The following is a 19,767-nucleotide window of genomic DNA, read 5'->3' as shown; positions in this document are numbered from 1 at the left end:
GTGGGAACTTGTGCAGCCAGCGGTTGTAGTTGGGACGCCACGGGATCAGGCGCAGCCTCGCGGTCGTGCGATCTGCGATCGGACCGGCTCACAACTGATGCGGCCGGCTCGCGCGCGATCAGGCGCCGGCCTTCGCGCAATAGCCCTGCCAGAATTGCCGATAGGCCGATTCGACACAGCGCGTGTAGTTGGCGACATCGCCGGCCGGCGAGCGCGCGACCATGCCGGGCAGCTCCGCCCGCAGCTTCGACAAGAACTCGGGCTGCGCGGCGAAGGTCTTGGCGATGCGGATGTAGCCGTCGTCGTCGTCGCCGACCCAGTCGGCGAGCCCCGCGGCGGTCAGGATGCCCCCTGCCGCACGCGAGGCCGCACCGGCGCCGAGCTTGGCGACGACGGGAACGCCCATGTAGAGCGATTCGAACGTGGAGATGCCGCCGTTCTGCGGGAACGGATCGAGCGAGATGTCGATGCGCTCGTAGGATTTCAGATGCTCGCTGCGCTCGCTGGCGCCGAGGCAGGCGAGGCGCGCTTCCGGCACGCCGCGGCTGACGAAGCGGCCGATCAGGCCGTCGCGCACCAGGGGATCGTTGAGCGCGAGATGCTTGATCACCAGCCTCGCGTCCGGCACCTCCGCGAGCAGCCGCGCCCACAGCACGATCGCCTCGTCGGAGATCTTGTCGATGCGATTGTAGACGCCGAAGGTGACGTGGCCGTTCTGCAGCATCGGCAGCGATGACGGCGTGACGTCGAGCAGCGGATCGATCGTGATCACCGACGGCAGATCGTAGACATGCTCGGCGAACAGCGGCCGGACGCTCTCGGGCACCGTGACCGGATCGGCGAAGAAGTAGTCCATGGTGGCGAGGCCGGTGCCGGTGCCGCTGCCCCAGGCCGTGACCTGGATCGGCGCCGGCTTGCGCGCGAACACCGGCATCCGCATGCCCGTGGTGTAGCCGGAGAGATCGACCAGGATGTCGACGCCGTCGGCCTGGATGCGGTCGGCGAGCTCGTCGTCGGAGAGGTTCACGGCCTCGACCCAGACGTCGGCAATGGATTTGAAGTTGGCCGTGAAGGCGTCGTGCCGCGGCGAGGTCGAGTAGCAGTTCACCTGCACCTGCGTCTTGTCGTGTCCGCGCAGCACCGGCAGGAAGGCGAAGGCCGCAGAGTGGGTGCGGAAATCCGCCGAGACATAGCCGACGACGATGCGCCTGATAGGATCGAGCGAGCGCGGCGCAAGCGTGCGGCGCGCGAATTTCGAGCCGATCGCGACCCACCAATAGTGCCGCGCCGCCTGCTGAGCGGCGAAGTCGGCGCCGGGCAGGAAGTCGAGATAGAAGATCTTCTTGGTGATGGCCTCGTCGTAGTCCGGCTGCACCTCCAGCGCCTGGTCGAACTGCGCGATGGCGCCGGCGATGTCGCCGAGCTTGCCGCGGCAGGCGCCGAGCAGCGTCAGCGCCACCTGGGCTTTCGGATTGGTATCGAGCACGCGCTTGCAGGCCGCGATGGCCTGCGCCACGTTGCCGTTGAGCATGCTGATCTGCGCCTTGCCCTGCCAGCCGACCTGCAGCTTCGGGTCCAGCGCGACCGCGCGGTCGTAGTCGGCTTCGGCTTCCGCAGTGCGTCCGGAGATCATGTAGAGCCGGCCGCGATGCGCCAGCAACTCGGCATGCATGGGCCGCGCGGCGAGGGCTGCGTTGAAGGTCGCTTCGGCCTGCTCGAAATGATGCAGCTCGAGATGCGCCAGCCCCTTGTTGACCAGCGCCTCGAAATGGGTGGGGTTGAACACCAGCGCCTGCTCGGCGCTCGCCGCGGCGCCGTCCCAGCGCCGCAGCATCAGCTCGGCGACGGCGCGGTTGCACCAGGAATCGACATCGTCCGGCTTCAGCTCTAGCGTTCGCGTCGCCGCCGCGAGCGCGGCCTCGCCCTGCTTCAGGCGCAGCAGCGCGATGGTCAGGTTGCGCAGGGTGATCGGCGCATTCGGCCGCAGCGCCAGCGATCGCTCCAGCGCGGCGCGCGCCTCCTCGAAGCGCTCGCAATTGACCAGCGCCCAGCCGAGATTGGAGTGCGCGTCGGCCGAACCGGGTTCGAGCGCGACGGCCTGCGCCAGGAACGTGGTGGCCTCGGCGAATCGGGCCGAAGAGACGAGCGACACGCCGAGCAGATGCATGGCGTCGAAGCAGCTTGGCACCTCCTGCAGGAGCTTGGCGCAGATCGCCTGCGTGTCGGCCTGGCGCCCGGCGCGGAACGCCGTAAAGGCCGCCGCCAGCTGCGTCTCGACCAGCTTCTTCTGCTTCTTTTCCTGCCGTGCCTTCTGGAAGGCGCGCGAACCGACGGTGCTCAAAGCTCATTCTCCGGGCGGACTTAGCGGTGTCGCGTTCGAAACGACCTGTCGCCGCGTCGAGGGATCGCCCCGCGGGTCCGCAGGGTGAGCCGATCGCGGCGTCGTGCCGGCAGCCGCGCGGCCAGACATGTCGGACAGGTTGTCCGCCGGCCGGCCACGCGCAGCGCGATGCGGCAAGCTTGGCCGGTTTATGGTTAGCAATTGGTTAACGCGGTGGCGGAGCGGGAGCCGCTCCGCCACCGGATGGATGCTGCTCGAAGCGGGCCCGCTACGGCTTCATCGCCGTCGCGCCGGGGACGCGGAACAGGTCGATCAACTGCTTCGACTTGCGCGGATAGGCATCGAACAGCTGGAAGTCCAGGTCCTTGGTGCCGGCGAACTTGCCGTGGCAGTTGATGCAGCCGTTCGGTTGCTGCGCGGTCTGCATGTAGGTTTCGAGCGTGGTGTTGGCGAGGAACGGCGGCTGGGTCGGCGTGCCGATCGGCACACCCTTGCCGGCCCATTGTGCGTTGACCAGCCGGTAATACTGCCAGACGTTGTCGGAGCGCAGCGTCTTCAGCGCGGTCTGATAGATCACGCTCTTCTGTGCCGCGACGTCCTCGAGCGGGATCACGCGCATCACCTGGGTCGGCGTGTTCGAGCCCTTGGCCGGCGGCTGGTTGACCTTGCAGTCGGTGCAGGCCGGGTTGAAGAAGTTGTACTTGGCGCCGGCCGGGATCGTCTGGCCCTGCGTCGGCGCGTTGTCCACCTGCTCGAACGTCGCCCACATCCATTGCGGCATCTGGTCGGTCTTGATCACGACATGCAGGCCGACCAGACCGAGCTTTCGGACATCGCAGCGCTTGGTGTCAGGATCGAACACCAGCGCGTCGGTGGTGTAGAAGCGGGTGGCGTCGTCGGGCTGCTTGCTGCCGGGGCCGCCCATCACCTTCCATGCCGCCTTGACCTTCACCGTGGCGGAGCGGTCGGTGGTGTTGGAGGAGGCCGGAAAGGCGATCTTGGCGCCGCTCTGGTTGCGGCTGTCGTAGAACTTGTTGGTGACGACGTAGTCGTAATAGACGCGATTGAGCTTGACCTCATACCAGACGTTCTGGCCGTTCTGGTCGACGAGGCGGTTGCCGTCAGCCTCCTTGTCTCCGGCGATCAGGACGTCGCTGATCTTGGCGGTGCGCACCAACGTACGGCGCGCCGCGGCCGGATTCTCCCTGGCCTGGATCAGGCATTGCGGCGGGATCCGCTCGGCGGCGTCGAACGGCGCCGGCTTGACCGGCGGATCGAGATAGATGTCGTCGGAATCCTTGTAGGTCTCCCACACCACCGGCCCGGTCGGCATCGTCTTCTTGCCGCCCTCGGTCATGTAGGTGAAGCCGCCGATCACGTTCTCGCGGTCCGGCACGCCGCGCTCGACGATCGGGTTCGGCGCAGGCCAGTTCAGCGCGATGAAGGAATCCCAGGCCATGTTGTCGACATAGACCTGCAGCCCGATCGCGCCGACATTCTGCGTCACCAGGTCGGCCGGGATGTCGGGGCTGAACACGTAGGACGGCGGCGTGAACTGGCGGCCGTTGACGGTGGGACCGGCCGACGTCTCCGCCTGCTGGGCCTGTGCGAGCGCGCCAGGCAGCAAGGCCAGCGCAGTCAATGCAATGAGTTTTTGTTTCAAATGGACCTCCATCGGAAGACGTCATCGACTCAACCAATGGATTATTATCAGCCATCAATCGCGCAAAAGATGAGCCAGTTCACACATTGTAGCGGTCGCGTGGTCGTGATGGCGTCGCCTGGAATTTAGACCGGGCTTTTCGCCTCATCTTCACGAGCGATCCGGCGATCGCGCCTCCGGCGGGAATGATCCCCCGGTGAGACCCCTCTGCAACAAGACGCGAGCTCCGCACCGCAGAGATCGGAGACAATCATGACATCCTCGAAGATCGTGGCGACAGCCTTGCTGCTGTCGGCGATGGCGGCTGGGCCGGCGTCGGCGCAGGGCTGGTTCTGGGGGCAGCAGGAGCCTGCTGCATTCCAGGCGATGTATCCTAATCGCGACGTGCTCAATGGCGGCGCGCTCACCCCGGCGGGACGCCTCGGCCTCGTTCGCGCCCAGGGCGCGGCGCCGGTGGCCCCGACGCCGGTCGATCCTCCTGCCGACGACCGGCCGCCACACCGCCGATGACGGGCCGGCGTGACGCCGGCGCTCGTCTCAGCTCGCGTGCTCCTCGCGCTCGTGGATGACGCTGGCGCGGCCGACGATGAGGTCGTCGACATGGCCGATGCGCGAGACGTCCTTGCCGGCGTAGGGCAGGGAGTGCAGCACGCAGCGCATCGCGTTCAGCCGCGCACGCTTCTTGTCGTCGGACTTGATCACCGTCCACGGACAGTCGGCGGTGTCGGTGGAGAAGAACATCGCCTCCTTGGCCCGGGTGTAGTCGTCCCATTTGTCGAGCGAGGCGGTGTCGATCGGCGACAGCTTCCACTGCTTCAAGGGATGCGCCTCGCGCTCCTTGAAGCGGCGGCGCTGCTCCTCGCGGCTGACCGAGAACCAGAACTTGATGAGATGCATGCCGCTGCGCACGAGGTTGCGCTCGAACTCCGGCACCTGACGCAGGAACTCGTCATATTCGGCCTGCGAGCAGAACCCCATCACGCGCTCGACGCCGGCGCGGTTGTACCAGGAGCGGTCGAACAGCACGATCTCGCCCGCGGTCGGCAGGTGCTCGACATAGCGCTGGAAGTACCACTGGCCGCGCTCGACATCGCTCGGCTTGTCGAGCGCCACGACGCGGGCACCGCGGGGGTTGAGATGCTCCATGAAGCGCTTGATGGCACCGCCCTTGCCGGCGGCGTCGCGGCCTTCGAACAGCAGAACCAGGCGCTGTCGCGCGTCCTTCATCCAGTTCTGCAGCTTAAGCAGCTCGGTCTGCAGAACGAATTTCTGCTCCTCATAGTCCTTGCGGAGCATGCGGTATTTGTAGGGATAGCCGCCGTGGCGCCAGGTGTCGGAGAGCTCGTCCGAGGTGTGGCGCTTGTCGCGCTTGGCCTTGCCGTCGATCAGCGCCCGCATCAGCTTGGCATCGTCGGGCGACGCGCCATCCAGCATCGCCTTCACCGGCGCGCTGTCGGCATCGAGCGCCGGCGGTCCGTTCAGCACGCTTTCGAACGCCGACAGCTCGGTGATCCGCGCCGCCTGCATCGATTCGTCGACCAGCGACTGCGCGATCGGATCGAGCGTCGCGGCAGACTGCTTGCGCGCGACGCGCGTAGTGGCGCTCGCGCGCCTGCTCTTGCCCGCGCCGCTCTTAGTGCCCTTGGAGTTTGCCATGCGATTCCGCCCCGACTGCTGTTGCCGTACAGACATGTGAATCGATTTTTATCCGCCAAGCGCGCTGCGACAGGTTGACCTGGATCAACGGGTCGCAGGCTTTGCAGGAACAAGGCAGGGCGATACCGCTCTCGTTCGAGATGATGGTTGATATCAGCCCAACCGCGCCGTCATTCCGGGGCAAGGCCGCAGGCCTTGAACCCGGAATCCCGAGTTTGGCTTGCGTCCGGTGCTAACAAGCTCGAGATTCCGGGTTCAATCGCCAGCGCGTTCCGCGCTGACGATTGCCCCGGAATGACGGTGCACTTGGTTGGTCAAGGCCGCAGTAGCTTCACACCACGATGCTCAGCCGCTTCGCGGCGCGCGTGATGCCGGTGTAGAGCCAGCGGGCGCGGCTTTCCTGGAAGGCGAAGCTCTCGTCGAACAGCACGACGTCGTCCCATTGCGAGCCCTGCGACTTGTGCACGGTCAGCACGTAGCCGTAGTCGAACTCGTCATAGGGCTTGCGCTGCTCCCACGGGATGTCCTCGATGCCGCCGGCGAAGCATTCGCCGCGGACCGAGACCTTCGTCACCTTGCGGCCGAAATCCTCTTCGGGCGCCACCCGCATCGTCACGATCTTGGACTTCGAGGTCGCGCGCGACTTCACCCGCCACAGGCCGCCATTGAACAGGCCCTTCTTGCGGTTGTTGCGCAGGCAGACCAGCTTGTCGCCGGCGACGGGCAGGGCGTCCTCGATGTCGAGGCGCTGGCGGAAGCGGTTGTTGTAGGCGCGGCGGGTGGCGTTGCGGCCGACCAGCACCTGGTCGGCCTCCATCACCCGCGACGGATCGAGCTCGCGGCGCTCCACCACCTCGCTCTCGCCGTAGCGGCCGATGTCGAGCGTGTTGCCCTCGCGCACGTCCATCGACATCCGCACGATCGGATCGTCCTGCGCCTGGCGATGCACCTCGGTCAGCATCACGTCCGGCTCGCTGTCGGTGAAGAAGCCGCCGCCCTTGACCGGCGGCAGCTGGGCGGGATCGCCGAGCACCAGCAGCGGGCAGTCGAAGGACAGCAGGTCACGGCCGAGATCGGCGTCGACCATCGAGCATTCGTCGATGATGATCAGCTTGGCCTTGGACGCCGGCGCATCGTCCCATAATTCGAAGTTCGGCTGCTCCTCGCCGGTCTCCTGGGCGCGGTAGATCAGCGAGTGAATGGTGGAGGCGTTGTCGCAGCCCTTGCTGCGCATCACCAGCGCGGCCTTGCCGGTGAAGGCCGCGAACTTGACCTCGCCATCGACGCCCTCGGCGATGTGGCGGGCCAGCGTGGTCTTGCCGGTTCCGGCATAGCCGAACAGCCGGAACACCTGGGGTGTGCCGGTTTTGCCCGGCTTCGCCTTCAGCCAGTCGGCGACGGCCTTGAGGGCGGAGTCCTGATGCGGGGAGAAAGTGGTCATGGCTCAAAATGAGCCATTGCAATGTCGCAATCAAGCATGGAAGCGCATCGTGCTAGGCTTAGCTTGGCTAGCGAGTCTCATTTCTCACCGAACTATCTTCTGGACGATCGGCCAACCGTCCGAAAGAGACGCCTGGGAAAAGTCAGAGAACATGTTGGGAGCGTCTTGCTTCAATAAGTGCAAGAGTAAGGCGCTGACGCGTCGCATTTCGACGTCCCCTTCTGTAGCACCTCTTACGTCGAGGAAATGTCGCCAAGAGCGAGCATTTGCCGTAACAGCTATGACGGCTTCAACACAGTTTGGTAGCACACTTCGTGCCGCGGAACGCATCGACCGAATTTTCTCTCGCGACTTGAGGGGCGACGGCAATCGATTCAAAGACTCTACAAGCTCAATGTAAGCGCCTCGTTGAGCAAGTACGGTACCCTTCCAGGAAGCAAGCAAACCTGGTTGGCTTTGAATCTCAGCAGGTACTACGAATCGGATCGCGCGATGATCGACATATTGCTGGGATAGCTGGCTGTAAGAAAAGCCGGCGCGATGCCTCACCAACTGGTGCGTGAACGCTCGAGAGACGCCAGAGAGCAAAAAGGTCCATGACACATGCTCCAGGACGCTCTCATGGCCTTGTCTAACAAGGTTCTCGATGTACTCGCCAGTATCCCTGCCGGAGGGGTTGGAGAATGAAAGATAGCAAGTCCGACCTGCGATCTCGACGATACGTTCAATTGGGTAAGAAACGTTTTCCGCGCGAGGAAAAGATCCAAACCGAGCAAAAATATTCTCGTCCGATAATGAAAGTTGGGATCGTGCCAAAACGGACAGCTCTGGGCTGTATACAAAGCTTGTATCGTCTGCGAATTGTGTCTTGGGGAATGGTGTATTCATCCTCTTTATCTATTTCTTCTGCTCCAATTTTTCAATTCGACCTGTAAGGTCTTTAACAGAAAGGGATTTTTCGAGTCCTTCAACTTTGGTGCGCAGCTCACTCACGCCACTCAACCAGGAGGCAGTTATGCTGGTGATGATGGTCAAGATCACAGCCGAAAGGACGCCTATAATTGGTAAGCCAAATTGGGCTTTCCACAAACTGGCCGTGACCCTGTCCTGAATTCGCTCGTTGACGTTCAGGAAGTCTTTGGAAAGCGTCGCGAGCAATGATCTCTCCGATGGAGCTTCGGGCTTTTCGGTCGAATCCAATTGGTCGTAGGCAAAATCGGGCGTGTCGATTGCAAAGAACAGCAGCGTACAAATGGGGTGACCGCTGACGAGTTGAATCGGCTTTTTTCCTAGGTTGATGACGGTGAACTTGAGACGCCCCCCGAATCCTGGATCGATATGTCCAGGATTTGTCATGAGTAGGCCTGCGCGAGAGACATTTGCCGGGGGAAAGCCGATTGCGGCCAGGGTTCGTGGCATTGAAAGATATTCGTGGGTCTCCACGACAGCCGTTTCTCCTTGATCAAGCGATAAGCTTGTCTCGGCATGGACAGCTTCGTCCGAAGTATCGTCGATCGGCAGAAGTATACGACCAATCGTTAGGTCGAGAGATGCAGGCTGGATCTTCGAGTTCCACTTGCCGACTTCGATGCTTGTTGCACTCGCTAGCGGAGCGACTATGCCTTGTTTCGGATGGACGGCAGGCGTCGCAGCAATCAGTTGTCTTAACTGTCGATCAACAATAAGCGGCATCGCGGGTCCTTTAGCCAAATATGATTGGAACCCTTACATTGCAGCTTAAGGTTTACAAGGCCACGTGGCTACTATGGCCCAAATAGTTGCAAACATTGTGATCTTTTGACACATCGGGAGATCCCAGCGAAGAGGCAACTGGGGAAAATGAGGCCCGGAAGGGCCCCTCCCCGCTGGCCCACGATCGCTGTCCGGCTACCGCGGGGAGGGTGAGCAAAGCCTACTGCCAGCCCGGGACGCCTCGCATGTCCGGCAGATGGTGCGCGATGCCCTTGTGGCAGTCGATGCAGGTCTTTTCGCCGGTGAACAGGAAGCGCTGGTGGGCTTCGACGGCGCGGGGCGACTGCTTGGTGATGTCCATCGACTGGGCGCTGTGGCAGTTGCGGCATTCGAGCGAGTCGTTTGCCTTGAAGCGCGCCCATTCGTGCAGCGCCAGCTCCAGCCGGCGGTCGGTGAACTTCTCGCGGGTGTTGATCGAGCCGAACAGATGGCCCCAGACCTCTTTCGACGCCTGCATCTTGCGCGCGATCTTGTCGGTCCAGTTGTGCGGCACGTGGCAATCGGGGCAGGACGCGCGCACGCCGGAGCGGTTGGAGAAGTGCACGGTCGTCTTCAGCTCGGCGAACACGTTGTCCTTCATCTCGTGACAGCCGGTGCAGAACTTCTCGGTGTTGGTGATTTCCAGCGCGGTGTTGAAGCCGCCCCAGAAGATCACGCCGGCGACGAAGCCGGCGAGCACCAGCACGCCGAGGCCAAAGATCGAGCTCGGCTTCAGCAGCACGTCGATCAAATCGAGTACGAACTGCCAGGCGCGGCGGACCAGACCGAGGCGTTTTTCCGGGGCCGGCGTTCCCGTCCCCTGCGGGATGTCGGCGCTGCTCATCGCTTGGCACCCGGCTTGTCGTGCGACAGCACGGTGTCGATGTCGACGAAGTCGTTGCTGACGGGGGGCGTGGCTGTGCTCTGGGACACATGGCACTGCGTGCAGAAGTAGCGGCGCGGCGACACCGAGGCGAGGAACTGGCCGTCGCGATCCATGAAGTGGGTGATCGACAGCATGGGCGCCTTGGATTCCGCGGTGCGCGCGCGGGCATGGCAGGACAGGCATTTGTTGCCCTGCATGTCGACCTGATAGCCGTCGATGGAATGCGGAATGACCGGCGGCTGCTCCGGATAGTTGCGCACCTCCTTCTCGGCGGTGTTCTTGGTTGGCTGCATCGGCGGCGCCGGCCCTTCCTCATTGAGCGGCGCAGGACCACGCAATGACGATGAGACGCTCTGGGCGAGCAGGGTGCTCGAGCCGGCCGCCAAGCTGGCCGCGAGCAGCATCATGGCAAGTTTCTTGATCATGTCGGTCACACCCGCTCGATGCGCACGGCGCATTTCTTGTAGTCGGTCTGCAGCGAGATCGGATCGGTGGCGTCGAGCGTCACCTTGTTGATGAGCTTGGACTCGTCGAACCACGGCACGAACACCAGCCCGCGCGGCGGCTTGTCACGGCCGCGAGTCTCGACGCGGGCGCGGATGAAGCCGCGCCGCGAGGCGACTTTCACTTCATCGCCCCGCCGCAAGTTTGCCTCTTGCGCATCATCGGGATGCATGAAGCAGACGGCCTCGGGGAACGCCTTGTAGAGCTCGGGCACGCGGCGGGTCATGGTTCCGGAGTGCCAGTGCTCGACGACGCGTCCGGTGGACAGCCAGAACGGGTAGTCCTTGTCGGGCGATTCCGCCGGCGGCTCGTAGGGCAGGGCGAAGATGCGCGCCTTGCCGTCCGGGAAGCCGTAGAACTGCACCCCGGTGCCGGCCTTCACATAAGGATCCGAGCCTTCGCGGAAACGCCAGCGCGTCTCCTTGCCGTCGACCACGGGCCAGCGCAGGCCGCGCTCCTTATGGTAGGCCTCGAACGGTGCCAGGTCATGGCCGTGACCGCGGCCGAACGAGGCATATTCCTCGAACAGGCCCTTATGGACGTAGAAGCCGAACGCCTTGGATTCGTCGTTGGCATAGCCTGGCTCGATTTGGTCGACCGGGAATTTGTCGACCTGGCCGTTTTTGTAGAGCACGTCGAACAGCGTCTTGCCGCGATATTCCGGCTTCTTGGCGATCAGCTCCTCCGGCCACACCTCCTCGATCTTGAAGCGCTTGGAGAACTCCATCAGTTGCCACAGGTCCGAGCGCGCCTCGCCCGGCGCCGACACCAGTTGGTGCCAGAACTGGGTGCGGCGCTCGGCATTGCCATAAGCGCCTTCCTTCTCGACCCACATCGCGGTCGGCAAGATCAGATCGGCGGCGAGCGCGGTGACCGATGGATAGGCGTCGGAGACGACGATGAAGTTGTCGGGGTTGCGGAAGCCCGGATAAGTCTCTTCGTTGGCGTTGGGGCCGGCCTGGAGGTTGTTGTTGACCTGGACCCAATAGGCGTTGAGCAGGCCGTCCTTCAGCATCCGGCTCTGCAGCACGGCGTGATAGCCGGGCTTGTCGGGGATCGTGCCCTCCGGCAGCTGCCAGATGTGCTCGGCCTTGGTGCGATGCTCCTTGTTGGTGACGACCATGTCGGCGGGCAGCCGGTGCGAGAAGGTGCCGACCTCGCGCGCGGTGCCGCAGGCGGAGGGCTGGCCGGTCAGCGAGAACGGGCTGTTGCCGGCCTCGGCGATTTTTCCCGTCAGCAGATGGATGTTGTAGACGAGGTTGTTGCACCAGACGCCGCGGGTGTGCTGGTTGAAGCCCATGGTCCAGAACGAGACCACCTTGGTCTTCGGATCGGCATAGAGCTCAGCGAGCGCCTGCAGCCGGTTCAACGGCACGCCGGACATCTCGGCGGCCTTCTCCAGCGTGTAGTCGGAGACGAACTTGGCGTAGTCGTCGAACGAGATGTCGGTGGCATCGTTGGCCTTGGTGCGGCCGGTGGCCTTTTTCTCCAGCGGATGCTCGGGCCGCAGCCCATAGCCGATGTCGGTCTGGCCCTTCTTGAACACGGTGTGCGCCTGGACGAAGTCCTTGTTGACGCGCCCTGTCGTGATGATGTGGTTGGCGATGGCGTTGAGGATGTAGAGGTCGGTCTGCGGCTTGAACACCATGCCGACATCGGCGAGGTCGAACGAGCGGTGCTCGAACGTCGAGAGCACGGCGACCTTGACATGCGGCGCCGACAGCCTGCGGTCGGTGACGCGGGTCCACAAAATGGGATGCATCTCCGCCATGTTGGAGCCCCACAGCACGAACGCGTCCGTGGCCTCGATGTCATCGTAGCAGCCGGGCGGCTCGTCGATGCCGAAGGTGCGCATCATGCCGGCCACGGCCGAGGCCATGCAGTGCCGGGCATTGGGATCGATGTTGTTAGAGCGGAATCCGGCCTTGAACAGTTTTGACGCCGCGTAGCCTTCCCAGATCGTCCATTGGCCCGAGCCGAACATGCCGACGCCCGAGGGACCGCGCTTCTTCAGCGCGTCCTTGTACTTCTGCGCCATGATCTCGAAGGCTTCGTCCCACGATACAGGCGTGAACTCGCCGTTCTTGTCGTATTTGCCGTTGGTCTTGCGCAGCATCGGATGCGTCAGGCGATCATGGCCGTACATGATCTTGGACAGGAAGTAGCCCTTGACGCAGTTCAGCCCGCGATTGACCTCGGCCTTGATGTCGCCATGGGTGGCGACCACGCGGTTGTCCTTGGTCGCGACCATCACGCTGCAGCCGGTGCCGCAGAAGCGGCAGGCGGCCTTGTCCCATTTCAGTTCGCTCTGCTCGCGCTCGGTGACGAGGTTGGCGGCGCGCGCGGCCGCGGGCATGCCGGCGGCGGCTGCGGCAATCGCGGCGGCTTCCAGCTTCAGCATCTGGCGGCGATCGATCTTCATGTCGGTCATGGGAGTCTCGTGGTGTTAGCCGGCGTCGATGGCGTGGAAGACGAGGCAGGCGGAATGCACGTGGGGCAGCAGCCCGATGCGGTTCATGGTGGCGCCGAGCGCGCCGGCATCGGGCGCATCGACGACGACGATCAGCTTGCCGCGTTCGTCCCGGCCGTGGATCTCGCAGCCGTCGAGCGCGAGAACGTCGGCGGCGACGCGGTCGAGCTGATCCGGGCGGGTCTGCACGATGATGCTGGCGATCTCGCCCGCGGGCGGCGCGACCACGGGCTCGGCGGTCAGCACGCGGCCGGTGATGAGCGCGCGCCGGTCGAAGGAGGTGCGGTGATTGAGCATGGGAGACGTCCTTCCGATCAGTGCGCGGCGGGCGGGCCGGGGGGGCCTGCCATCATCTGGTAGACCCACACCGTCAGCCCGTAGGAGCCGACGGTGGCCACCGCGAGCGCGGGCATGATCACGGCGGTAAGGAACAGGAAGGCAAAAACTTCCATGCGTCTGCGACGCGCACGCGCGTTCGCATCGCTGCCAACGAGCGACATGAGAGAATTCTCTGCTATGGGGTACGGGAGGGTTTGCGGCATCCGGGCCGCGCCTAGTCTTCCGACTAAGGCAAGTAGGCGGAACCCGCGTTGACGTGGATCAAGGCGCGGGAACCGGGTCCACAGCCGCGCACCGTCTGCTCAGGATTCGGACCGGCCCGATCACCATCGTGGTTGATGAGCCGTGAAGGCGCGTGATCGCATCCTTCCTTCCGAGAAATTCTCGCTGCTTTGCGCGCCAGCGTCGACATGAACGTCCCCTCGGCCGCCGCAAGGACAGGACCGGCATCGCTTTTTTTTCGGAGTGCTCGACACCTGCGCGGCCCGCCACCATCATCCTTCGCATCGCATCAACGCGGATGCGCAAGCGGAGCGGAGAGGGCAATGGAGCGTCGTGACTTTCTGAAACTGTCTTTGGCATCGGCTGCGTTGGTCGCCTGCGCGGCGCCGCTCCGCGCGGAAGACAGGCCGAAGGAGATCCGCATCGGCACGCAGAAGGGCGGCTTCTTTCCCGCGGTGAAGGCGCGCCGCACGATCGAGACCGCGTTCAAGCCTCTCGGCGTCGACATCGTCTGGGTCGACTTCCAGTTTGGCCCGCCGCTGCTCGAAGCCATCAATGTCGGCAGCGTCGATTTCGGCTATGTCGGCGACGCGCCGCCGATCTTCGCCCAGGCCGCAAGCGCCAAGATCCGCTACGCCGCGGCTGTGAAGCAGAACGGCAGCAGCCAGGCGATCATCGTGCCCAAGGACTCGCCGATCAAGACGCTGGCCGATCTCAGGGGCAAGCGCGTTGCCTTCGGCAAGGGCTCCAGCGCACACAATCTGCTCGTCGCCGCGTTGGAGAAGGCGGGCATTGCCTGGAGCGACATTACGCCCGCGCCACTCGCGCCGGCCGATGCGACCGCCGCCTTCGTCAAGGGCTCGGTCGACGCATGGTCGATCTGGGATCCGTATCTCGCGCTCGCCGAGCTCAAGGAGAACGCGCGCGTCGTTGCGTGGGACAAGGACGTGCACAAGCCGAACTCGTTCTACATCGTCGGCAGCGACTTCGTCGAAAAATATCCAGCCGTGGTCGCCAAGCTCAACGCGGCGTTCGCCGCCGAGGGCGTGTGGGCCAACAGTCACCATGAGGAGGTCGCCAAGGCGCAGGCCGAGGCGACCGGCGTCGACCTCGAGGCGGTCAAGCGCTTCGTCGACCGCTCGGTCTACAGCGTGGTGCCGATCGACGACGAGATCATCAAGAGCCAGCAGGCGGTGGCCGATCGCTTCGCCCGCGTCGGGCTCATTCCGAAACAAGTCAACGTCGCCGACATCGTCTGGAAGTGGACGCCGTCCACCTGATCCCGATCGCGACCTCAATCTGAAAGTGACGACATGAGTAACGCTTCGAAGCCCAACGTCCTCTGGTTCCTGCCGACCCATGGCGACGGCCGCTATCTCGGCACGTCGCAGGGCGGCCGCGAGGTCAACTTCAACTATCTCCGCCAGATTGCGCAGGCCGCCGACCAGCTCGGCTATTACGGCGTGCTGATTCCGACCGGCCGCAGCTGCGAGGATTCCTGGATCGTGGCGTCGGCCGTGGCGCCGTTCACCGAGAAGCTGCGCTATCTCGTTGCGGTGCGCCCCGGTCTGCAGTCGCCGGCGGTGGCCGCGCGGATGACCGCGACGCTCGATCGTGTCAGCAATGGCCGGCTACTCGTCAACGTCGTCACCGGCGGCGATCCGGTCGAGAACAAGGGCGACGGCATCTTCCTGTCGCATGAGGAGCGCTACGAGGTCACTCGCGAGTTCCTCACCGTCTACAACAAGCTGCTGGAAGGCGAGGCCGTCAACTTCTCCGGCAAGCACATCACGGTCGAGGACGGCCGGTTGTTGTTTCCGCCGGTGCAGTCGCCGCGCCCGCCACTGTTCTTCGGCGGCTCGTCGGATGCCGGCATCGACGTCGCGGTCGACACGGTCGAGAAGTATCTCACCTGGGGTGAGCCGCCGGCGGATGTCGCCGCCAAGGTCGCCAAAGTGAAGGCCGTCGCCGACAAGCGCGGCCGCAAGCTGTCGTTCGGTATCCGTCTGCACGTGATCGTGCGCGAGACCAACGAGGAGGCGTGGGCCGCAGCCGACGATCTCATCAAGCACGTCACCGACGACACCATCGCCTCGGCGCAGAAGATCTTCGCACGGATGGACTCTGTCGGGCAGCAGCGCATGTCGCAGCTGCATGGCGGACGTCGTGACAAGCTCGAGATCAGCCCGAACCTGTGGGCCGGTGTCGGCCTGGTGCGCGGCGGCGCGGGCACTGCGCTGGTGGGCGATCCCGATACGGTGGCGGCGCGCATTCGCGAGTATCAGGACATCGGCATCGATACCTTCATCCTCTCCGGCTATCCGCATCTGGAAGAGGCCTACCGCTTCGCCGAGCTGGTATTCCCCAAGCTCGGCCTGAATGCGGTGGAGCAGGGCGGCAACGTCACCAAGCTCCGTGCGAACACGGGTCCGTTCGGCGAGACCATCGCCAACGAGCACCGTCCCCTGCAGCGGGCGTCGCAGTCATGAGCCTGATCGAAAGTCTTCCCAAGGTCCGCAAGCTCGCCGTGCCCAAGGCGGATGGATTGCTGCCCTGGCTCGTGCCGCTCGCGATCCTGCTGATCTGGCAGGCGGCCTCGGTCGCAGGCCTCGTCTCGCCGCGCGTGCTGCCGGCGCCGAGCGATGTCGCGCGCGCGGGCTGGAAGCTGTTGTGGTCGGGCGAGCTTGGCCGCAACATCTGGGTCAGCTTCTGGCGCGCCTCGATCGGCTTTCTGATCGGCGGCAGCATCGGCTTCGCCTTCGGTCTCGCCAACGGCCTGTCGCAGCTGTCGTCGAAGCTCACCGACACGACGTTGCAGATGATCCGCAACGTGCCGCATCTGGCGCTGATTCCGCTGGTCATCCTGTGGTTCGGCATCGACGAGAGCGCCAAGCTGTTTCTGGTCGCGCTCGGCGTGTTCTTCCCCGTGTACCTGAACACGCTGCACGGGATTCGCACCGTCGATCCGCAACTCATTGAAATGGGCCGCGTCTACGGCATGACCGACGGCGAGCTGTTTCGCCGCGTGATCTTCCCCGGCGCGCTGCCGTCGATCTTCGTCGGCCTGCGCTTCGCGCTCGGCATCATGTGGCTCACCCTGATTGTCGCCGAGACGATCGCGGCGTCCTCCGGCCTCGGCTACATGGCGATGCAGGCGCGCGAGTTCATGCAGATCGACGTCGTCGTGCTCTCCATCCTGATCTACGCCCTGCTGGGCAAGGTCGCCGATAGCGCCTCGCGGCTGCTGGAGCGGCTGACGCTGTCCTGGCATCCGGCGTTCAGCAAACATTGAGGTCAGTCAATGCAGCAAGTGCTCCGACTTCCCGTGTCCCGGTCCGAAGCTATCGACGGTACCGGCGTCATCAGCCATGCTGAGGCTTTCCGCCCTCAGAGGAAGCCCAGCGTGAGCCCGGCCAAATCCGACACGCGCGGCCTGCCGCTGGTGATCCGCGATCTCCGCAAGGCGTTCGGCGACAACGAGGTGCTGCGCGGCATCGACCTGGAGATTCCGGCCGGCCAGTTCGTCGCCATCGTCGGCCAGAGCGGCTGCGGCAAAAGCACGCTGCTGCGGCTGATCGCAGGCCTGGACAAGCCGACGTCGGGCACGATCAGCTTCGGCGAGACGGAGGCGCGCGCGGAGGACGTCCGCGTCATGTTCCAGGAGCCGCGATTGCTGCCCTGGGCGCGGGTGTTGTCCAATGTCGAGGTCGGGCTCGGCCGTGACCGCAAATCGGCCGGCGCGCATGAGCGCGCGCGACAGGCGCTGGAGGAAGTCGGCCTCGCCGAGAAGCGCGACCAGTGGCCGTCGGTGTTGTCGGGCGGACAGAAGCAGCGCGTGGCGCTGGCGCGCGCGCTGGTCAGCGGGCCGCGGCTCCTGGCCTTCGACGAGCCGCTCGGCGCGCTCGACGCGCTGACCCGGATCGCCATGCAGCGGCTGCTGGAGCGGGTCTGGGCCGATCAAACCTTCACCGCAATCCTGGTCACCCATGACGTGGCGGAAGCCGTGGCTTTGGCGGACCGGGTTCTCGTCATCGACGACGGCAGGATCGCCGAGGACATCACGGTCGATCTGCCGCGCCCCCGCCAGCGCGGCTCCGCCGAGCTCGCGGCGCTGGAAGGCTCGATCCTGGGCCAGTTGCTTGGACCGGGCCCGGCGGGGTAGGAAAGATCAACGCAATGAACTCCATCATCCGCCACATGCCTGATGCCACGGCGCTTCAGCCGGATTTCCGCTCTGCGATGCGCCAACTGGTCGGCGGCGTCAGTGTCATTACCGTCGGACGGGGCGACGAGGTCACCGGCATGACCGTCAGCTCGCTGTCGTCGCTCGCGGTCGATCCGCCCTCGATCATCGTCAGCCTCAACCGCAACGCCTCGTCCTGGCCGATCCTGCAGCGGGAGCGGGTTTTCGGGGCCAATCTGCTCGCGGCGGACCAGATCGGCGTGGCCGAACGCTTCGCGGGCAAGGGCGGCCTGCGCGGCGCCGAGCGTTTCGCCGGCGCGGAGTGGCGCAGGCGGGTCACCGGCGTGCCGCTGCTGGTCGGCGCGCTCGCCACGCTGGACTGCGAGGTGGAGGAGATCATCGAGCGGCATTCCCATGCCATCGTGATCGGCAAGGTGGTCCATATCGACGTCGCGCCGCAGTCGGCGGCTCTGGCTTATTGGCATGGCAGCTATGTCGGGGTCGATCGCGAAGACGATCTCGGCCGGCTCGCCGCCTTCAGCGTGCCCGACCCACGGTTGACGCCGTAATACGTTCGGCGGCGCCTGCGCTGGCGTCCACCGGGCGGACGCCGTAAAAGCCGTTGTCGGCGGCGGCAGCGGAAATCATGAAACGGATCGGAACCTGGGCTCTCTACGCGATCGGCACGGTCGCGATCCTGTATCTGGCGCTCTATGCCTATGCGACGTTGACGCAGCGCGAGTTCACCCCGGGCGATCCCATCCACATCTTCCGCAATCCCGAGGCGCCGAACTATTCGTGAGGCGGACGGCTCGGTAGCCGGTGGAGCATACGTGCATCGGTGTTTCAATGAGCAAGCGGCGCGCTCAGGGATGAGCGCGCCGCTGCAACGAGACGAGGGATCGCCGTCAGACTACACCGCACTCGGCATGCGCGGCGTCTCGCCGGCGCCGGGCGGCGGGATCGGGACGCCGCCGTCGGCATATTCGTTGAGCTTGTTGCGCAAGGTGCGGATCGAGATTCCCAGAATGTTGGCCGCATGAGTCCGGTTGCCCAGGCAGTGCTTCAAGGTTTCCAGGATCAGGTCGCGCTCGACGTCGGCGACGGTGCGGCCGACGAGGGCGCGCGTGACCTGCTCGGCGGCCATCGTCGCATGGGCGACGGCCGGCTGGGTCTTGCCGATGTCGAGGCGGGCGCCGTCGGGGGTCAAAATCGCATCCGGTCCGATCTCGTCGCCCTGCGCCATCAGCACGGCGCGATGCATCGTGTTTTCCAGCTCGCGCACGTTGCCCGGCCAGCGGTTGGTGGTGAGGATGCGCTTGGCCTCCGCCGAGATCGGCCGCAGCGGCACTGCGTTGGCCTCGGAATATTTGCGTGCGAAGTGCTGGGCCAGCTCCAGGATGTCCGCGGGACGCTCACGCAAGGGAGGGATCTTCAGGTTGACCACGTTGAGCCGGAACAGCAGATCCTCGCGGAACGTGCCTTCGCGCACGGCATCGGCCAGATTGCGGTTCGAGGTTGCGATGATGCGGATGTCGACCGGGACGGGACGGGTGCCGCCGACGCGGTCGATCACGCGCTCCTGGATGGCGCGCAACAGCTTCGACTGCAGCCGCACGTCCATCTCCGAGATTTCGTCGAGGAGGAGGGTGCCGCCATTGGCCTCCTCGAACTTGCCGATGCGGCGCGCCACCGCGCCGGTGAAGGCGCCCTTCTCGTGGCCGAACAGTTCGGACTCCAGAAGATGCTCGGGGATCGCGGCGCAGTTGATCGAGATGAAGGGACGCTTGGCACGGGCCGAGCGGGTGTGGACGTAGCGCGCCAGCACCTCCTTGCCGGTGCCGGATTCGCCGGTGATCATCACCGAGGCATCCGACCCCGCGATCTGCTGCGCGAGCTTGATCACCCGGGCCATCGCGTCGTCGCGATAGACGAGGTCGCGGCTGTCATTGGCGACGGCGGCCAGCACGGCAGCGATCAGCTCAGGGTCCGGCGGCAGCGGAATGTATTCCTTGGCGCCGGCATGGATCGCGGCAACCGCGGCGCGGGCGTCGCTGGTGATGCCGCAGGCGACGATCGGCACGTGGATGTGCTCGGCGTCGAGCCGCATCACGAGATCGCGGATGTCGAGCGCGACGTCGACCAGCAGCAGGTCGGCGCCCTTGCCGCCGCGCAGCACGCGCATCGCCTGCTCGTTGTCCTCGGCATGGGTGACGGTGGCGCCATTCTCCATGGCGATCTTGGTGGCCGCTGTCAGTTGCCCTTTCAGCGTTCCGACGATGAGAAGCCGCATGGTGGTCTCCTATTCGGCCGCGCCGCTCTCGTTCAGCG

19 protein-coding genes are annotated in these 19,767 nt (G+C 64.8%); 7 read left to right on the top strand and 12 right to left on the bottom strand.

Features of this window, described 5'->3' with window-relative positions; all coding sequences use genetic code 11:
* Positions 1 to 118: 118 nt before the first annotated feature.
* Both NLR35_RS14090 and NLR35_RS14085 read right to left on the bottom strand, forming a co-directional pair.
* A complete protein-coding gene (locus tag NLR35_RS14090) occupies positions 119 to 2,341 on the bottom strand; it encodes a glycosyltransferase family 41 protein (protein ID WP_257167128.1) in 2,223 nt (740 codons plus the stop codon).
* Between the two features lie 268 nt (positions 2,342 to 2,609).
* Positions 2,610 to 4,004: a hypothetical protein gene (locus tag NLR35_RS14085; protein ID WP_257167127.1), complete on the bottom strand. Its 1,395-nt coding sequence runs from the start codon at positions 4,002 to 4,004 to the stop codon at positions 2,610 to 2,612.
* A 252-nt stretch (positions 4,005 to 4,256) separates the two neighbouring features.
* Between NLR35_RS14085 and NLR35_RS14080 the strand changes: the two genes are divergently transcribed.
* Positions 4,257 to 4,514 carry a hypothetical protein gene (locus NLR35_RS14080; RefSeq protein ID WP_257167126.1) on the top strand — a complete coding sequence of 86 codons (258 nt, stop codon included), beginning with the start codon at positions 4,257 to 4,259 and terminating at the stop codon, positions 4,512 to 4,514.
* Between the two features lie 27 nt (positions 4,515 to 4,541).
* Here NLR35_RS14080 and ppk2 read toward each other — a convergent pair whose 3' ends face one another.
* The 9 genes from ppk2 to napE all read right to left on the bottom strand — a co-directional run bounded on the left by ppk2 (position 4,542) and on the right by napE (position 13,192).
* A complete protein-coding gene (gene ppk2 / locus NLR35_RS14075) occupies positions 4,542 to 5,660 on the bottom strand; it encodes a polyphosphate kinase 2 (protein WP_257167125.1) in 1,119 nt (372 codons plus the stop codon).
* 331 nt (positions 5,661 to 5,991) lie between these two features.
* Positions 5,992 to 7,101, bottom strand: a complete 1,110-nt coding sequence (locus NLR35_RS14070) for an ATP-dependent RecD-like DNA helicase (RefSeq protein ID WP_257167124.1) — start codon at positions 7,099 to 7,101, stop codon at positions 5,992 to 5,994.
* 84 nt (positions 7,102 to 7,185) lie between these two features.
* Complete coding sequence (gene thyX, locus NLR35_RS34305) at positions 7,186 to 7,989, bottom strand: FAD-dependent thymidylate synthase (RefSeq protein WP_374940814.1); 804 nt, start codon at positions 7,987 to 7,989, stop codon at positions 7,186 to 7,188.
* A 9-nt stretch (positions 7,990 to 7,998) separates the two neighbouring features.
* Complete coding sequence (locus tag NLR35_RS14065) at positions 7,999 to 8,793, bottom strand: hypothetical protein (RefSeq protein WP_257167123.1); 795 nt, start codon at positions 8,791 to 8,793, stop codon at positions 7,999 to 8,001.
* A gap of 220 nt (positions 8,794 to 9,013) precedes the next feature.
* Complete coding sequence (locus NLR35_RS14060; RefSeq protein ID WP_257167122.1) at positions 9,014 to 9,676, bottom strand: NapC/NirT family cytochrome c; 663 nt, start codon at positions 9,674 to 9,676, stop codon at positions 9,014 to 9,016.
* Positions 9,673 to 10,143, bottom strand: coding sequence for a nitrate reductase cytochrome c-type subunit (locus tag NLR35_RS14055; protein WP_257167121.1), 471 nt, complete (start codon positions 10,141 to 10,143; stop codon positions 9,673 to 9,675). The genes NLR35_RS14060 and NLR35_RS14055 overlap by 4 nt, the downstream gene beginning before the upstream one ends.
* A 5-nt stretch (positions 10,144 to 10,148) precedes the next feature.
* Positions 10,149 to 12,653, bottom strand: coding sequence for a nitrate reductase catalytic subunit NapA (napA, locus tag NLR35_RS14050; RefSeq protein WP_257167120.1), 2,505 nt, complete (start codon positions 12,651 to 12,653; stop codon positions 10,149 to 10,151).
* Between the two features lie 15 nt (positions 12,654 to 12,668).
* The gene (locus tag NLR35_RS14045; RefSeq protein ID WP_257167119.1) at positions 12,669 to 12,989 is read right to left on the bottom strand and encodes a chaperone NapD; all 321 of its coding nucleotides are present in this window, start codon (positions 12,987 to 12,989) and stop codon (positions 12,669 to 12,671) included.
* 17 nt (positions 12,990 to 13,006) lie between these two features.
* Complete coding sequence (napE, locus tag NLR35_RS14040; protein WP_257167118.1) at positions 13,007 to 13,192, bottom strand: periplasmic nitrate reductase, NapE protein; 186 nt, start codon at positions 13,190 to 13,192, stop codon at positions 13,007 to 13,009.
* Positions 13,193 to 13,576: 384 nt separating this feature from the next.
* Here napE and NLR35_RS14035 point away from each other — a divergent pair, with 384 nt between their 5' ends.
* The 6 genes from NLR35_RS14035 (at position 13,577) to NLR35_RS14010 (ending at position 18,238) form a co-directional block, all read left to right on the top strand.
* Positions 13,577 to 14,533 (top strand): aliphatic sulfonate ABC transporter substrate-binding protein, encoded by a 957-nt coding sequence (locus tag NLR35_RS14035; protein WP_257167117.1) that lies wholly within the window; start codon positions 13,577 to 13,579, stop codon positions 14,531 to 14,533.
* A 33-nt stretch (positions 14,534 to 14,566) separates the two neighbouring features.
* A complete protein-coding gene (ssuD, locus tag NLR35_RS14030) occupies positions 14,567 to 15,742 on the top strand; it encodes an FMNH2-dependent alkanesulfonate monooxygenase (protein ID WP_257167116.1) in 1,176 nt (391 codons plus the stop codon).
* Positions 15,739 to 16,545, top strand: a complete 807-nt coding sequence (gene ssuC, locus NLR35_RS14025) for an aliphatic sulfonate ABC transporter permease SsuC (protein WP_257167115.1) — start codon at positions 15,739 to 15,741, stop codon at positions 16,543 to 16,545. The genes ssuD and ssuC overlap by 4 nt, the downstream gene beginning before the upstream one ends.
* Before the next feature lie 9 nt (positions 16,546 to 16,554).
* Positions 16,555 to 17,415 (top strand): ATP-binding cassette domain-containing protein, encoded by an 861-nt coding sequence (locus tag NLR35_RS14020; protein WP_257167114.1) that lies wholly within the window; start codon positions 16,555 to 16,557, stop codon positions 17,413 to 17,415.
* Between the two features lie 14 nt (positions 17,416 to 17,429).
* Positions 17,430 to 18,005, top strand: a complete 576-nt coding sequence (locus NLR35_RS14015) for a flavin reductase family protein (RefSeq protein ID WP_257167113.1) — start codon at positions 17,430 to 17,432, stop codon at positions 18,003 to 18,005.
* Between the two features lie 77 nt (positions 18,006 to 18,082).
* Positions 18,083 to 18,238, top strand: a complete 156-nt coding sequence (locus NLR35_RS14010; RefSeq protein ID WP_257167112.1) for a hypothetical protein — start codon at positions 18,083 to 18,085, stop codon at positions 18,236 to 18,238.
* Positions 18,239 to 18,349: 111 nt separating this feature from the next.
* On the opposite strand, the gene NLR35_RS14005 is transcribed toward NLR35_RS14010, so the two are convergent.
* Positions 18,350 to 19,729 (bottom strand): sigma-54-dependent Fis family transcriptional regulator, encoded by a 1,380-nt coding sequence (locus NLR35_RS14005; protein WP_006614923.1) that lies wholly within the window; start codon positions 19,727 to 19,729, stop codon positions 18,350 to 18,352.
* Positions 19,730 to 19,767 lie beyond the last annotated feature (38 nt).

Origin of the sequence: Bradyrhizobium sp. SRS-191, assembly GCF_024586915.1 — a bacterium.
Classification (GTDB): domain Bacteria; phylum Pseudomonadota; class Alphaproteobacteria; order Rhizobiales; family Xanthobacteraceae; genus Bradyrhizobium.
This window is presented reverse-complemented; position numbering and strand designations above follow the sequence as displayed.

Coding starts and splice junctions, on each gene's coding strand:
- NLR35_RS14035 (WP_257167117.1), top strand. CDS start 13,577: ATGGAGCGTCGTGACTTTCTGAAACTGTCTTTGGCATCGGCTGCGTTG.
- ssuD (WP_257167116.1), top strand. CDS start 14,567: ATGAGTAACGCTTCGAAGCCCAACGTCCTCTGGTTCCTGCCGACCCAT.
- NLR35_RS14020 (WP_257167114.1), top strand. CDS start 16,555: ATGCAGCAAGTGCTCCGACTTCCCGTGTCCCGGTCCGAAGCTATCGAC.
- NLR35_RS14070 (WP_257167124.1), bottom strand. CDS start 7,101: ATGACCACTTTCTCCCCGCATCAGGACTCCGCCCTCAAGGCCGTCGCC.
- NLR35_RS14055 (WP_257167121.1), bottom strand. CDS start 10,143: ATGATCAAGAAACTTGCCATGATGCTGCTCGCGGCCAGCTTGGCGGCC.
- NLR35_RS14015 (WP_257167113.1), top strand. CDS start 17,430: ATGAACTCCATCATCCGCCACATGCCTGATGCCACGGCGCTTCAGCCG.
- NLR35_RS14045 (WP_257167119.1), bottom strand. CDS start 12,989: ATGCTCAATCACCGCACCTCCTTCGACCGGCGCGCGCTCATCACCGGC.
- NLR35_RS14080 (WP_257167126.1), top strand. CDS start 4,257: ATGACATCCTCGAAGATCGTGGCGACAGCCTTGCTGCTGTCGGCGATG.
- ppk2 (WP_257167125.1), bottom strand. CDS start 5,660: ATGGCAAACTCCAAGGGCACTAAGAGCGGCGCGGGCAAGAGCAGGCGC.
- NLR35_RS14005 (WP_006614923.1), bottom strand. CDS start 19,729: ATGCGGCTTCTCATCGTCGGAACGCTGAAAGGGCAACTGACAGCGGCC.
- thyX (WP_374940814.1), bottom strand. CDS start 7,989: ATGAATACACCATTCCCCAAGACACAATTCGCAGACGATACAAGCTTT.
- napA (WP_257167120.1), bottom strand. CDS start 12,653: ATGACCGACATGAAGATCGATCGCCGCCAGATGCTGAAGCTGGAAGCC.
- napE (WP_257167118.1), bottom strand. CDS start 13,192: ATGTCGCTCGTTGGCAGCGATGCGAACGCGCGTGCGCGTCGCAGACGC.
- NLR35_RS14060 (WP_257167122.1), bottom strand. CDS start 9,676: ATGAGCAGCGCCGACATCCCGCAGGGGACGGGAACGCCGGCCCCGGAA.
- ssuC (WP_257167115.1), top strand. CDS start 15,739: ATGAGCCTGATCGAAAGTCTTCCCAAGGTCCGCAAGCTCGCCGTGCCC.
- NLR35_RS14065 (WP_257167123.1), bottom strand. CDS start 8,793: ATGCCGCTTATTGTTGATCGACAGTTAAGACAACTGATTGCTGCGACG.
- NLR35_RS14010 (WP_257167112.1), top strand. CDS start 18,083: ATGAAACGGATCGGAACCTGGGCTCTCTACGCGATCGGCACGGTCGCG.